Raw genomic sequence first — 13,123 nt, 5'->3', positions numbered from 1 at the left:
AAGGTAGTTTGTACATAAGTGCCTGGTTGAGAGTGGGGTTGAAAGGCCCGGAGCAGCGCTCCGGGATTTTCAGATATTAAAGTGTGTGCTTAAAAGAATGTGAATTGGTTAAGTTGAATTATTTTAAAATAACTTTCTGTATGGCGGTGTATTGGCCGTTCCTTGCCGATAAGATATAGATGCCTGCGCCGGTTTCCAGTTTCGGTAACTCAAAGGTGGTCTGGTTGTTTGGTATTTCTTTGCTGAATACCATGCGGCCGGTCAGGTCTCGTATTTCAACAGTTACCGGTTGGCTCTGATCTGTATTTTGCAGCTGCACATTACATTTTCCGTCTATGCAAGGGTTTGGCGCCATCATTACTGAGAAAGCACTTGACTTATCAGTATTCTGCACCCAGATGATGTTCGAATATTCGAATTTGCCATCAAAGTCTACCTGTTTCAGGCGGTAGTAATTAGTGCCTTGTTGCGGATGCCGGTCTAAGAAGTTATAGGCGATCGTATTGCTGGAATTGCCGTTCCCTTTCACCATACCTATTTTCTCAAAGTGCTTGCCGTCGGTACTTCGTTCAACTTCGAACCGGTCGTTGTTCTGTTCTGAAGCCGTTTGCCATTTCAGCGAAATTCCACCGGAGCTAACCTGTCCCTTGAAGGATCGCAACGATACCGGAAGCGGAACAATCGTGTCGCAATCAATCACTTCAAATTCTTTGGTAGCAGTTGCAGAGTCGCATTGGTTTGCAACCACAACAGTTATCAGGCCAGGGCCAAAATCGATATCAGGTACTACAGATACTGTATTGGTGCCATTGCCTTCAATAATAGTAGCGTTGGTTACCGACCAGTTGTAAGTAGCGCCAGCCAGAGCCGGAGTGGTAAATACATATGGGTCATCGTTGAAAAGGCAAACTGTATCCGGGCCTGAGATGTTGGCGGTTGGCGGGGTGCAAGGTTGCACACCTAAGCATTCATCAACTTCAATTACTACTGTACCGGTGCGTTGCAGCTGCCAAGGGCGGCCGGCTTTGGCGGTTATGGTAATAAAACGTCCGGAAGCAGCATTAAAATCTGCTGTGTTTACAATATAGTAATACATTTCAAAACCACCGTAGCTGAACGTACCTGCATTAATGGCATTGTAAGCGATCATCGTGTCGTTGAAAGGATTTACCACGCTGTGGTTATAGCGGTTCCTGAACGAGGTGGTAGGAAGTATTGCTGGTGTTCTCGGGCTGCCGGATCCTGGTAATTCGAAAGCCGCTTGTTTAAAAGTAGATTCGCTGAAGTTGGTGATCTTGTGCTTTAAAACAGTTGTTCCGTCTGGGCGGTTTACCGGCTGATAAAAGTCGAAGCGGAAACAATCGTCATAATATGTACAGATCGGAATTTCCTGGCATCCGGGAGGAGGCAATTCGCAAATGCCATACGGGTTTGGATTATTGCCTGGGAGGATCTGGGCATAACTATTAAAAGGAAGTTCAAGGATTAAGCTTATAATAAAGCTTATGAGTAAAGATAAACGTGTCATAATAGTAGAAATTAAGTTTGTTAACATGCATAGCTCTTAAAATTGATAGCTTGTGTATAAGTGCCTGGTCGAGAGCGGGGTTGAAAGGCCCGGAACAACGCTCCGGGATTTTCTGTGGTAAAGTGGGAGATGAAAGAATTATTACATTATTACTTTTAGTGCATTATTACTTTCTGATGCGTTGCGTATCTGCCGTTTCTGGCAGAGAGTATATAAATTCCGCCGCCGCGAACCGATTTCGGTAATTCGAATGACGTCTGATCGCCTGGAATCTGTTTGCTGAATACAGTTTTTCCGGCCAGGTCCTGCAGTTCAATCGTGATCGGGGTGTTGGTTTCGGAGTTCTGTAAGCGAACGGTGCAATTTTCGCCGTGGCAAGGGTTGGGTACCAGCATTACCGTCAGCGGATTCGTTCTTCCTCCCTCATTATTCACCGAAATGATCCGGGAATATTCGTGGGCGCCGTTAAAGTCAATTTGTTTCAGCCGGTAGTAATTCAGGCCTTTATTTGCTGTGCCGTCCAGGTAATTGTAATTGATCTGATTGCTCGAATTACCATTGCCTTTTATTATGGCTATCTTTTCAAAGTTCCGGCCATTCGCGCTGCGTTCAATTTCAAACCGGTCGTTGTCTTTTTCCGATGCTGTGGTCCAGTTCAGGGCAATACCTTCCGATGTGTTTTTGCCTTTAAAGTTGATCAGCTCTACCGGCAGGGTAACTATTATGGCGCAGAGGCCTGCTTCAAGTTCCAGGGTTTCAGTTACGCTGCCCGCCGTTACTGCTATTGATAACAAGCCCCCGGAATTCAGCAGATCATCCATATTAATGGTCAGAATGAAATCTTCTTCGTTTCCATTAATAAAACCGGCTGTGTTCACGGCGTTGAACGTTACATTCGATACGGCATCATTTATTGCATTCCAGGTATAATTACCTTCAGCATAGGCGCCGCTGGAAGGACCAAGAATCGGGAGCGGATTAGGGCCCAGGGTAATATCAACCACGCTTACAGGTGTATTTGTTAAGTTGATAATTCTTACTGGTACCTGGAAATTGCCGCTCGCATCGTTTTCAAATTCCTCTGGTATCTGGGCTATAAAGTTGCTGGTGCTGTCTGCGGTACATACTTCTTCCGGCTCCGGTGCTTCACACACAAAGTCAATATCGGCACAGTAAACCGGCGGTAAAGTTTGGTGTGGTTCCGGGTGCTTATTACTAAGTTCTACGCATATCTGCGGAATAACCGTATTGGCTGGTGAGCTCAGGCGGGCGTATTCCGCATCCGAAACCCTGAACCGCACAATTTCCGACTGATACACATCGAAATCCAGCACATTGTGGTTATTTCGTTGGTCGAAAACAAACGAACCCTGGTAGTTATTTGGCAGCGGCGGTGTTACCCCACTTAATGGATAACTTGGTATGTTAGGGCCTAACTGGTAATTGTAGCGGAACTGGTAAGGCTGGTTATTGCCGGTATGCACCGGGTTGATGTTCGTGAAAATAATGTCGCCGATCTCCGGCCAGCCGGCACCGCAGGCATTGGTGTTGGTGTTTATATTGTTAATTACTGAAAAGATCAGTTCTTTCTGTTGATTAGGCAGGTCTATTACTTCCAGCAGCCGCGGAAAAACGCAGTCGGTGCTGCTGATCACGGTAGGGCAAGTTTCGCAGGTTCCGGAACCGCCATTGGCAAAATCGAGAACCAGGTTGCCTGCAGGGTCCGTAGCATATGGGTTTCCCGCCGGGCCACTTGCTGTAATGGCGGCATTGGGAGCAACTGTAAAATCGGTTACTAAGGTGCCTTTTACGAAGTAAACTTCAAATTTACAGGTCGGTATAAGTACCAGTTGCTGGTTAGAATTGCCTTGAACCGGTTTGGTAGCATTGTAAAAATTACTCTGGTAATCGTAAATGGTGCGTTTACCGGTTACAGAATCTACAGTATAAGAAACCAGGGTGTAACGGTTGCCGGCTTTATTTATGTTGAAGTTCAGATCTACATAAGAACCGGGCGTTACAAAAGGGTGCATTTTATTGTGCGGTTGCGGCCCGGCCATTTTTCCGTTCACTTTCACCCAGATCTTTTTATCCGGATCGTCCAGGTTGCCTTTTGCTACCGGATTTTTGCCAAAAATAGGGGCTCCGTTGGTAGGAAAGTGCGTAAACTGGGCCTGGGTTTTTCCGGTGCTAATCAGAAGGCAGGTAATCAGGAGTAATTTCAGGTAAGTAAAGGTTGTTTTCATAGTAATAGTTACAAATAGTGCGATTCATAGTGGCAATGTTAAAGTAGAGCAAGGAAGGCATGGCAAACCATGCATCGGAAGTTGAATTGATGATCTGAATCGGAAGGGAAGGGTATTTGTACTTAAGAGCGCTGTTTGTAATCTTTACTATCCTGGGCAGAACATCTCTAGCGGAAATATTTTGACCATATTTAGTAGTTGAAATTAGAATAAGAATATTTTTAAATTATATTCCTGATATTGTGCGTTGCTAATATTTATGTTTATTTTAAAATTTACATTGTGATATTCTTATTGTATTTAACGATTGGGTAAAAAAATTGGTAGTTTGTAGATTAAGTAATTGTGCTGAAGTATAAGAAGAACTCCGGTTAATAATATGTCTGTGTTGGAAAAATTCAATTTGTTGTTTCTTTGTTAAGCCTGAATTTGGAAAATACTGTTTATTGGATATTATTAATTCAGGCCAAAGCCGGGTTTTCTGATATGCTTTTAATAATGAAGACAGCTTTGTCCGATTATTTTTACATCCCGCTGCTTATCGGTAATTTTACCCGAACCTTTCCGGCTTCATTCGGTAATTTCAAAACGGTAGGCTTTCAGGCGCAAAAACTGCTTAGTGAAACGCTATGGTTTCAGGCTGAAAAAGTGCCTTCCAAAACGGTAGGCTTTTCACCCGGAAAACTTCGGAAAAAACGCTATCGTTTTAACCTGAAAAACTGCTTGCAAAACGGTATGGAAAACGCCGCAAAAACTCAGCGTAAAAACGCTAGGCTTTCGGCACGAAAAAGTACCCGGAAACGTTAAGAACAACTATGGCAAAAGCAAAAGCATCAGCTTCAGAAAAAGCTGCTAAAAATACTTCCGCAAAAACAAAAACTACTGCTACCAAAGCGCCAAAAGCTGATATTACTTCGCCGGAAGTGATGGAAGAAATGGAAGGCATTGAAAGTTTAGACCCGCGGGAATACATTATTATAAAGCGCGCCCGCGTGCACAACCTCAAAAACCTGAGCGTCGCAATTCCCCGCAATAAATTCATCGTCATAACCGGCCTTTCCGGATCCGGAAAATCTTCCCTAGCGTTCGATACGCTTTATGCGGAAGGCCAGCGGATGTACGTCGAAAGCTTAAGTTCTTATGCCCGACAGTTTTTGGGCAGAATGGATAAGCCCGATGTAGATTATATAAAAGGCATCAGCCCGGCTATTGCCATCGAGCAGAAAGTAAACATCAAAAATAACCGCTCTACCGTTGGCACCAGCACCGAAATTTACGATTACCTGAAACTGCTTTACGCCCGCATCGGCCAGACCTTTTCGCCGGTTTCCGGCAAGCAGGTGCGCAAAGACAGTGTTTCCGACGTGGTAGATTTTATCTTCAGTTTGCCCGAAGGCAGCCGCGTAATGATCTTAGCGCCGCTTCCTTTAGACCGCCAGCGCGACCTGAAACGCGAACTCGAACTGCTGCTGCAGAAAGGTTATGCCAGAATTGTGGTAGACGAAGAAGTGGTTTTCATTGAAGATGCCCTGGAAAACGCTATGCCCAAGGCCGGAAAAAGTATCTACATTTTAGTAGACCGCGCCGTAATTCAACCCAACGACGAAGACCTGCAGTTTCGCATTGCCGATTCCGTACAAACCGCTTTCTTCGAAGGCCACTCCGAATGCCACGTACGCACCGACGAAAAGAACCACGTTTTCAACGACCGTTTTGAACTCGACGGTATTGTTTTCGAAGAACCGAACGTCAACTTTTTCAGCTTCAATAATTCCTACGGCGCCTGTCCGCGTTGCGAAGGTTTTGGCTCTGTGTTGGGCATCGACGAAGACCTAGTAATTCCCGATAAAAGCCTGACAGTTTACGAAGGTGCCATTGCTCCGTGGCGTTCAGATAAAATGAATGAAGAATTCCAGCAGCCGCTCATCAAGAACGGCATTCGCTTCGATTTTCCTATTCACCGGCCATACAACGAACTTTCCGAAAAAGAACAGCAACTGCTTTGGACCGGTAATAAATATTTCCGCGGCCTCGATGCGTTTTTCAAACACGTAGAAGCGCAAAGCTATAAAATTCAGTATCGCGTAATGATGAGCCGTTACCGCGGCCGCACCGTTTGTCCCGATTGTCGGGGAACGCGTCTGCGCAAAGATGCCGGCTACGTGAAAGTGAACGGCGTAAACATTATGGACCTGGTGCTGAAACCGATAACCGAAACCCTCGATTTCTTCGAAAATGTTCAGCTTACCGAACACGAAACCCGCGTAGCCGAACGCCTGGTGCTGGAAATTACCAAACGCCTCAGCTATTTAAAACGCGTTGGCCTGGGCTACCTTACGTTGAACCGACTTTCCAACACCCTTTCCGGCGGCGAAAGCCAGCGCATTAACCTGGCAACTTCGCTCGGTTCGGCGCTGGTAGGCTCGATGTACATCCTGGACGAACCAAGCATCGGCCTGCACCCGCGCGATGGCGAGCAATTAATTGGCGTATTAAAAAGCCTGCAAAAACTGGGCAACACGGTAATTGTGGTGGAGCACGACGAAAAAATGATGGAGATCGCCGACCAGATCATCGATATTGGTCCGGAAGCGGGCACGGGCGGCGGAAATCTGATGTTCCAGGGCACGTACCCGGAAATTCTGAAAGATTCCAGCACCTACACTGGTAAATATTTAAGCGGAAAAATGGGGTTGCCGGTGCCGCCAACGCGCCGCAAAGCCCGCAACTTTATCGAGATTACCGGCGCCCGCGAAAATAACCTGAAGAACGTAAGCGTGAATTTCCCGCTGGGCGTAATGACGGTGGTAACAGGTGTTTCCGGCTCCGGAAAATCGACTTTGATCAAGCGCATTCTGCATCCGGCTTTGCAGAAACACCTCGGCGGCCATTCCGATATTATCGGCAAGTTCGATAAGATCGGCGGGGCAACGAACAAGATTTCGCACGTGGAATTTGTGGACCAGAACCCGATCGGAAAATCGTCGCGCTCCAACCCGGTAACCTACGTGAAAGCCTACGACGCCATCCGGGCGCTTTTTGCCGACCAGCCGCTGGCCAAAGCCCGCGGTTTCAAGCCATCGCATTTCTCGTTCAACATTGAAGGCGGCCGCTGCGAAGTATGTCAGGGTGAAGGTCAGGTGAAGATCGAAATGCAGTTTATGGCTGATATTTACCTGACCTGCGAAAGCTGCCACGGCCAGAAATTCAAGCAGGACATTCTGGATATCAAGTTTCAGGAAAAGAGCATTTCCGACGTGCTGGATATGACCATTGCCGACAGCATTTCCTTCTTTAAAGACCAGCCAAAAGTAGCCGAAAAACTGAAGCCGCTCGACGATGTGGGCCTAGGCTACATTCGCCTGGGGCAATCGAGCAACACGCTTTCCGGCGGCGAGGCGCAGCGGGTAAAACTGGCTTCTTTCCTCACCAAAGGCGCCACCACGCACAACGAGAACGTACTTTTCATCTTCGACGAACCCAGCACCGGCCTCCACTTCCACGACATCAGCAAACTGCTTTCCGCCATCAACGCCCTTATCGATAAAGGCAATTCCGTAGTCATCATCGAGCACAATATGGACATCGTAAAATCCGCCGACTGGATCATCGATATGGGTCCCGAAGGTGGGATTAATGGTGGTTATTTACTGTTTGAAGGCACCCCAGAAGATATGGTGAAGCTGGATGATAATTACACCGCGCAGTATTTGAAGGAGAAGTTGTAGGGGAGAGAAGAATTTTTTAACTAATTTGAACTTTCAGTAAGGCTTTTTTGTATTCCTGATTCATTCCCAAATCGTTCTTTGTTCGCTACTCTAAGGATGTGGCAATTTATAAGAACAAGGCTAAAAAGTTGAAGCAATTGGTTAGCCAAATTGGGGAGAATAAATTTATTGGGTGGTTAATTAAAACTGTAATAATTGAATTGTTTAAGTATTTAATCATAGATTAATAACAAGTTTAATTAAGTGCAAAATTTGAAGGTGGTTGCTGATGTATATTAGCAACCACCTTTTTTTCTTTAAATTTTTAGAGTATCTGGATACTTAAAATATTGTTTTTCTGAACATTTATTTAAAATACTATATTTGGGACAGACATATTTAAATCTTTATGGATAAATATTTTCTTGAGGTTCAAAATGAACAATTCCTTGAAGGGTATAACTTTTTTATCGAAGGTGAATATCGAGAAGCAATAAATTGCTTTAATAAACTTATAAGTAAGGAGAAACCGTCAGCCTTTTATTATTATTGGAGAGGGCAAGCTCATTATTCGGCTAATTTGATTGATCTTGCAAAATGGGATTACTTAAAAGCATTAGAACAAGACGCAGATCAACCAATAATTTATTTTTCTGCAGGCCTAATTTTTTATTATCGTAAATCTTTCGATTTAGCAGAGGAGTGGATGAAAAATTCAATAAGAAGTTTGGATGATAATGCCCCTATCTTTGGTAATGCTGTTTTTGATGCATCTGGACCATATTTATATTTAGGTAATATCTTTTGTTTTAAAAAAGATATTAATCTTGCTTATGCCTGCTATAAAAAAGCTATCCAATTGAATAATGATTGTTTATATGCTGTGTTTAATTTAGCAATTTTATATTGGGCAGAAGAAAAGTTTGATGATGCTTTAGTAGTGCTTGATCAAGCGATTTCACTTGGATCAGATACCGCAGTTTTTTTGTATTCTTTTATTAAGAAAAAGAGCAAAACTGTAATGGGGCGTCCTGCAATAGATTTTATTGTTACTGGATTTGAAGAGTAATATAATATCTTGATGCAAGAACTTCTGCAAGAGCAGCAAACCTTCGAAAAGCTCGATTATTCCGAAAAGAAACTCAACGGCCGGGAGTTCATCGATTGCACCTTTAAGCACTGCAACTTCGCCAACGCCGACCTGTCGCGCAACGAGTTCACCGATTGCCGCTTCGAAGACTGCAACCTGAGCATGGCCAAATTCGCCAACGCCAAACTCAACAACGTTCGGTTCCAGAACTGCAAACTCATCGGGGTAAGTTTTGCAAGTTGCAACGATTTTCTATTCGAAGTCAACTTTCAAAATTGCACCTTAGACCTCACCGATTTCTACAAAAAGAAACTCAAGAAAACCACCTTCCAGGATTGCAGTATCAAAGAAGCCAACTTCGCCGAAGCCGACCTCACCGAAGCCAGATTCCAGCACTGCGACCTCCACCAAACCACCTTCGACCGCACCAACCTCGAAAAAGCTGACTTCACCACCGCCTACAATTACAGCTTCGATCCGGAGATCAACCGCATCAAAAAAGCAAAGTTCTCAATCAATGGCTTACCCGGTTTGCTGGAGAAATACGGTATCGTTATCAAGTAAAAAAGCCGTGAGAAGATAAGTCGCCCTTTGGAGGAGGTAGGGGGAGGATTTTTCTATTACAAAAGCAAATTCAAAGCCGTCATCTCGACGTCAGGAGAGATCTCCGGAATAAAGTAGAAAGCCAGGATAGAAACTACTGCTAACTTGATGAGATCTCTCCCTGCGGTCGAGATGACGGAAAAAGGAAGCTAAAAGCTAAATATTAAAATGCCAAATCCCGAAAACAAACCCACCATTCCCTGCTATAAATGCGGCACCGGATTATTGTGTGGTGCAGTAAATGGCGATGCCATCTGCTGGTGCGATAGTTTGCCCAATATTATGCCTTTGAACGAAGATGCTACCAGTTGCTATTGCAAAAGCTGTCTGGAAAAAGAGCTTCAAAAGAAAGATGCAAAAAACTGACAACTATCATCTCTCTTTATTTGGACTAATTCTAAATTGAGCGTATCTTTGCAGCAGATTCATTTTTAAAGCAACATTACTGCTCCAAAATATGGGAACCGCTGCCAATACTTTATCAGAAATTTTCCGGACCGAATTCGGCGCTGTTTTTCAATGCAACCGCTATAACGTTTACTGGATCGAGTTTGCCGGCGGTTTTTCTTCTTTTAAGCCTACCGATTTCCTGCACCTGAAACAAAGCCTCGAAGCCATAGACGTTAAAGAAATGGCGGAGAACCCGGCGCGTTTTGCCGATGTGGTCGTTTTAAATCCGCTTTGTTCTGATCGCGTTTTTGTGCTGACTTTAACCGATGTCCTGAATTTTCGGGAATTGCTGCAGGGCGCCAAAGCCATGATCGAGCTGAACAGCATTATTTATGAAAGCCTGCACGCGATGGCAGTTTAATTTAGACATAAGTATCAAGACTTCTTTCTGATCAATATTCCAAGGTCTGTGGCGCACAGACTTTTTTTATTTCCTTATTTTCAAATTCCCACATCTTCAAATTTCAAATCTAAAGAGGTAATTTAGACCAATTCCGTATTAAGCTCATTTCTGCTGTAAGAGTAACCAATTCTTAAAATATCAGTTAAATTTAAGTCAGGCATAAGCAATTATTCCTGACTTTTTTATTTAAAACCGATACCGTTATGAAAGACTTACTCCGGCTTAAAACTTCCCTTACCGAAGAAATAGAAACGCTATTAAACGAACAGATAAAAGTAGAAGCACATTCCTCGGCCGTTTACCTGGCCATGGCTTCCTGGTGCGACCGCAACGGTTTCGATTGCAGCGCCAAATATTTCCAGAAACAATCTGGCGAAGAACGTGAGCACATGCTGAAACTTTTTAACTATGTTTCTGACCTGGGTGGCCGTGCCATTTCCCCGGAAATTACCGGCATTCCGCAGGAATTTGAATCCTTCCGAAGCGTATTTGAGCAAGCTTTGCAGCAGGAAATTTACGTTACGCAACAATTCAACCGCATGGCTTCCAAATGCATGAAAGCCAACGATTTTATCACGTTCCAGTTTATTCAGTGGTTCCTGAACGAACAGATCGAAGAGGAATATGTAGCCCGTCGTGCGCTGGAATTGTTTGATGTAATTGGCGAAGAAGGAACCGGCCGTTACGAGATCGATAAGCGCATTCCGCACATTCATTACGAGAAATAGATTTTAATTTGAAGATGTGGAAATTTGAAAATGATTTCCGCAGAAAAGCAAAAAGGTAGCGCAGGGTTTAAACTCTGCGCTACCTTTTTTTTTAAATATTTTAATTTATCTGGTCATCCCGAACGAAGTTGAGGCAACTTATAAAGCCAGCATCATAATACGGCCTCATAAGTTTCCTCTTGAACTACGTTCGCAATCTTCGCGCTACCTCGCGCTCAATTGTGCTCGGAATGACGTTTTGAATTCGCCGTTATTGGTGTTTTCACCAACAACGGCGAATTGGCTTTTCTTTCAAGGCTGATCTTCTTTTTTGCCCGCATTTAAAATATGCTGCTGAAATAAGTTCTGCACTTTGTATTCGCTTACTTCATAAAGCCACAAATTCTGCGGCTGAATACAAATTACCGGCGCCAGTTTGCAGCGGTCGGTGCAGTCGGTTTTGATAATCTCTACATCGTTTTTGAGGCCGAAATCTTTGCAGAGTTGGCGGAAAGCTTTGCCTGTGTCTTTGCCGCCGCGCTTTTTGCATTTATCGCCGGTGCAAACGTAAATTACCTGTTTCGGAATTTTGTATTCTCTACCCATTTCGGAATTTTGGAGTTAGTATTTTTTGTACGCAGGATTGAAAATATAGCTGCCTGTAATCAAACAGAATTGAAAGCATCGGGCACTTTTTAGGCTGGAAACCATAGCGTTTTTCAGGAAAAGTTAATCAGCAATCTATTGCGAAAAAAGTGCTCCCATGAAACAGGGTAGGATTTAGGCGGGGTTTTAGGCTTTCCGGGGTAAAATTCTTAACTATGCACCACGAAAAAACGCTTTCAAAAATAGACTATAAACGCATGAGAAGACAAATTGTAGCCGGAAACTGGAAAATGAACAAAACGTATCCGGAGGCTTTAGCTTTGGTAACCGAAATTGCTACCGATCTGCAGAATAATCCGGCCAATGGCGTGGAAGTAATTGTAGCGCCGCCGTTCCCGTTTTTAGCGGCCGTTAACGAAAACAAAGGTGCGAACATTCAGCTTTCGGCGCAGAATTGCCATCAAAAAGAAAGCGGCGCGTTTACCGGCGAAGTTTCGGCAACGATGTTAAAATCAGTTGGTTGTGAATATGTGATCTTAGGCCACAGCGAGCGTCGCCAGTATTTTCAGGAAGATAACCAATTGCTGGAGCAGAAACTGAAAGCTGCTTTGGCGGCCGACTTAAAACCAATTTTCTGCTGCGGCGAATCTTTAGAACAACGCGAGCAGGAGATTCATTTCGATTTCATTGCGCAGCAGTTAAAAGAAGGATTATTCCATTTAAGCAACGAAGAATTCGACCAGGTAATTATTGCTTACGAACCGATCTGGGCCATTGGCACCGGCCGCACGGCCAGCTCTGAGCAAGCCCAAGAAATGCACGAATTCATCCGCGAACAGGTTTCCCGCGCTTACGATGCTGAAGCTGCTTCTAAAACGCCGATTCTCTACGGTGGTAGCTGCAACGCGCAGAATGCCAAAGAGTTATTTGCCTGCAAAGATGTGGACGGTGGTTTAATTGGTGGCGCCGCTTTAAAATCAGCAGATTTCTTAACGATTATCCGTTCGTTCTAAAAACGGTAGGCTTTTGAGCCTGAAAACTCATAATATAAGAAAAGCGCAGCGTATAAATGTTGCGCTTTTTCTTATTCAAAACGGTAGGGTTTTGGGCTTGGAAAGTCCGGATGCTATGACTGTTAAAGCGCTACTACCAGCATTCTGGAGGTTTTGGTTATGGCAAGTTTTTTAGTCAAACACTGATATTTTCGTCCAAGAAAAATGAACCTGCTCTTTATGTTAGTTCTGCGTGAGCCGCTTTAAAAAAGCTAGAATCTTTGCGGTAAACATAACATTCAGGTAATTTTTTAACAAAACCAAAGCGATTGCGCGAAACCAACCGACTGATTTATATTATTTTCCCACAGATTTTCGTTAATTTTAAGGTTTAAGACTGCTAAATGCGAATTCTGTATATTTTAATTTTCCTGCTTTGGGCGTTTCCGGCGGCATCTGTTTCGGCCGAAACGACTTTTTTACCCGAAAAGCCTACCGTTTTGCCGCCCGATTTCTGCCGCATTTACGGCTCGGTATATTTTGAGCGCGACCCGCGCAAACAGGCCGGAACGCAGTTTACCATTTACGAAGAAACCGAAGAGGCTTTTGCCAACCTGGTGGTTTATAAAGAAGATAACAAGCTTTTTGCCGATGCGCCCGGCTTGTGGTACCCCGCGCCGAACCGCGATTTCGCCGATTTCGTGGTGTTCGTTTCGCCAAACCGCAACCTGGCCGATTTCGGCGTTTATTTTACCAAAACCCGGTCTTTTGCCGGTTGTAAAGATTAGATT

The 13,123-nt window shown here is 44.2% G+C and carries 12 protein-coding genes; 9 read left to right on the top strand and 3 right to left on the bottom strand.

Annotation, left to right across the window (positions count from 1 at the left end; all coding sequences use genetic code 11):
* Positions 1 to 118: 118 nt before the first annotated feature.
* Entirely contained in the window at positions 119 to 1,528 is a 1,410-nt protein-coding gene (locus ACFPIB_RS08050) for a T9SS type A sorting domain-containing protein (RefSeq protein WP_378016921.1), read from the bottom strand.
* A gap of 155 nt (positions 1,529 to 1,683) precedes the next feature.
* A complete protein-coding gene (locus ACFPIB_RS08045) occupies positions 1,684 to 3,774 on the bottom strand; it encodes a hypothetical protein (RefSeq protein ID WP_378016920.1) in 2,091 nt (696 codons plus the stop codon).
* Positions 3,775 to 4,260: 486 nt separating this feature from the next.
* On the opposite strand from ACFPIB_RS08045, the gene ACFPIB_RS08040 reads away from it, so the two are divergent.
* The 7 genes from ACFPIB_RS08040 (at position 4,261) to ACFPIB_RS08010 (ending at position 10,755) form a co-directional block, all read left to right on the top strand.
* Entirely contained in the window at positions 4,261 to 4,581 is a 321-nt protein-coding gene (locus ACFPIB_RS08040; protein ID WP_378016919.1) for a hypothetical protein, read from the top strand.
* A 119-nt stretch (positions 4,582 to 4,700) separates the two neighbouring features.
* On the top strand, positions 4,701 to 7,502 hold the full coding sequence (gene uvrA, locus ACFPIB_RS08035; RefSeq protein WP_378017210.1) for an excinuclease ABC subunit UvrA: 2,802 nt from the start codon (positions 4,701 to 4,703) through the stop codon (positions 7,500 to 7,502).
* Between the two features lie 388 nt (positions 7,503 to 7,890).
* Positions 7,891 to 8,550, top strand: coding sequence for a tetratricopeptide repeat protein (locus ACFPIB_RS08030; RefSeq protein ID WP_378016918.1), 660 nt, complete (start codon positions 7,891 to 7,893; stop codon positions 8,548 to 8,550).
* 12 nt (positions 8,551 to 8,562) lie between these two features.
* Positions 8,563 to 9,135: a pentapeptide repeat-containing protein gene (locus ACFPIB_RS08025; protein ID WP_378017209.1), complete on the top strand. Its 573-nt coding sequence runs from the start codon at positions 8,563 to 8,565 to the stop codon at positions 9,133 to 9,135.
* Between the two features lie 207 nt (positions 9,136 to 9,342).
* Positions 9,343 to 9,540: a cysteine-rich CWC family protein gene (locus tag ACFPIB_RS08020; RefSeq protein WP_378016917.1), complete on the top strand. Its 198-nt coding sequence runs from the start codon at positions 9,343 to 9,345 to the stop codon at positions 9,538 to 9,540.
* A gap of 91 nt (positions 9,541 to 9,631) precedes the next feature.
* Positions 9,632 to 9,985 carry a hypothetical protein gene (locus ACFPIB_RS08015; protein WP_378016916.1) on the top strand — a complete coding sequence of 118 codons (354 nt, stop codon included), beginning with the start codon at positions 9,632 to 9,634 and terminating at the stop codon, positions 9,983 to 9,985.
* Between the two features lie 245 nt (positions 9,986 to 10,230).
* Positions 10,231 to 10,755, top strand: a complete 525-nt coding sequence (locus ACFPIB_RS08010) for a ferritin (RefSeq protein WP_378016915.1) — start codon at positions 10,231 to 10,233, stop codon at positions 10,753 to 10,755.
* Between the two features lie 291 nt (positions 10,756 to 11,046).
* On the opposite strand, the gene ACFPIB_RS08005 is transcribed toward ACFPIB_RS08010, so the two are convergent.
* On the bottom strand, positions 11,047 to 11,340 hold the full coding sequence (locus ACFPIB_RS08005; protein ID WP_378016914.1) for a (2Fe-2S) ferredoxin domain-containing protein: 294 nt from the start codon (positions 11,338 to 11,340) through the stop codon (positions 11,047 to 11,049).
* A gap of 257 nt (positions 11,341 to 11,597) precedes the next feature.
* Here ACFPIB_RS08005 and tpiA point away from each other — a divergent pair, with 257 nt between their 5' ends.
* Together tpiA and ACFPIB_RS07995 are read left to right on the top strand one after the other, a co-directional pair.
* Positions 11,598 to 12,353: a triose-phosphate isomerase gene (gene tpiA / locus ACFPIB_RS08000; protein ID WP_378017208.1), complete on the top strand. Its 756-nt coding sequence runs from the start codon at positions 11,598 to 11,600 to the stop codon at positions 12,351 to 12,353.
* A gap of 383 nt (positions 12,354 to 12,736) precedes the next feature.
* A complete protein-coding gene (locus ACFPIB_RS07995; RefSeq protein WP_378016913.1) occupies positions 12,737 to 13,120 on the top strand; it encodes a 7(1) septoil knot domain-containing protein in 384 nt (127 codons plus the stop codon).
* Positions 13,121 to 13,123 lie beyond the last annotated feature (3 nt).

The sequence above is a fragment of the Adhaeribacter terreus genome (assembly GCF_042657365.1).
GTDB lineage: Bacteria > Bacteroidota > Bacteroidia > Cytophagales > Hymenobacteraceae > Adhaeribacter_A > Adhaeribacter_A terreus.
The sequence above is the reverse complement of the archived record's forward strand: the minus strand, read 5'-3'. Positions and strand labels throughout refer to the sequence as shown.

Excerpts from the sequence above, each read along its gene's own strand:
- ACFPIB_RS07995 (WP_378016913.1), top strand. The coding sequence starts at position 12,737 with ATGCGAATTCTGTATATTTTAATTTTCCTGCTTTGGGCGTTTCCGGCG.
- ACFPIB_RS08025 (WP_378017209.1), top strand. The coding sequence starts at position 8,563 with ATGCAAGAACTTCTGCAAGAGCAGCAAACCTTCGAAAAGCTCGATTAT.
- ACFPIB_RS08020 (WP_378016917.1), top strand. The coding sequence starts at position 9,343 with ATGCCAAATCCCGAAAACAAACCCACCATTCCCTGCTATAAATGCGGC.
- ACFPIB_RS08030 (WP_378016918.1), top strand. The coding sequence starts at position 7,891 with ATGGATAAATATTTTCTTGAGGTTCAAAATGAACAATTCCTTGAAGGG.
- uvrA (WP_378017210.1), top strand. The coding sequence starts at position 4,701 with ATGGAAGAAATGGAAGGCATTGAAAGTTTAGACCCGCGGGAATACATT.
- ACFPIB_RS08050 (WP_378016921.1), bottom strand. The coding sequence starts at position 1,528 with ATGACACGTTTATCTTTACTCATAAGCTTTATTATAAGCTTAATCCTT.
- ACFPIB_RS08040 (WP_378016919.1), top strand. The coding sequence starts at position 4,261 with ATGCTTTTAATAATGAAGACAGCTTTGTCCGATTATTTTTACATCCCG.
- tpiA (WP_378017208.1), top strand. The coding sequence starts at position 11,598 with ATGAGAAGACAAATTGTAGCCGGAAACTGGAAAATGAACAAAACGTAT.
- ACFPIB_RS08005 (WP_378016914.1), bottom strand. The coding sequence starts at position 11,340 with ATGGGTAGAGAATACAAAATTCCGAAACAGGTAATTTACGTTTGCACC.
- ACFPIB_RS08010 (WP_378016915.1), top strand. The coding sequence starts at position 10,231 with ATGAAAGACTTACTCCGGCTTAAAACTTCCCTTACCGAAGAAATAGAA.
- ACFPIB_RS08045 (WP_378016920.1), bottom strand. The coding sequence starts at position 3,774 with ATGAAAACAACCTTTACTTACCTGAAATTACTCCTGATTACCTGCCTT.
- ACFPIB_RS08015 (WP_378016916.1), top strand. The coding sequence starts at position 9,632 with ATGGGAACCGCTGCCAATACTTTATCAGAAATTTTCCGGACCGAATTC.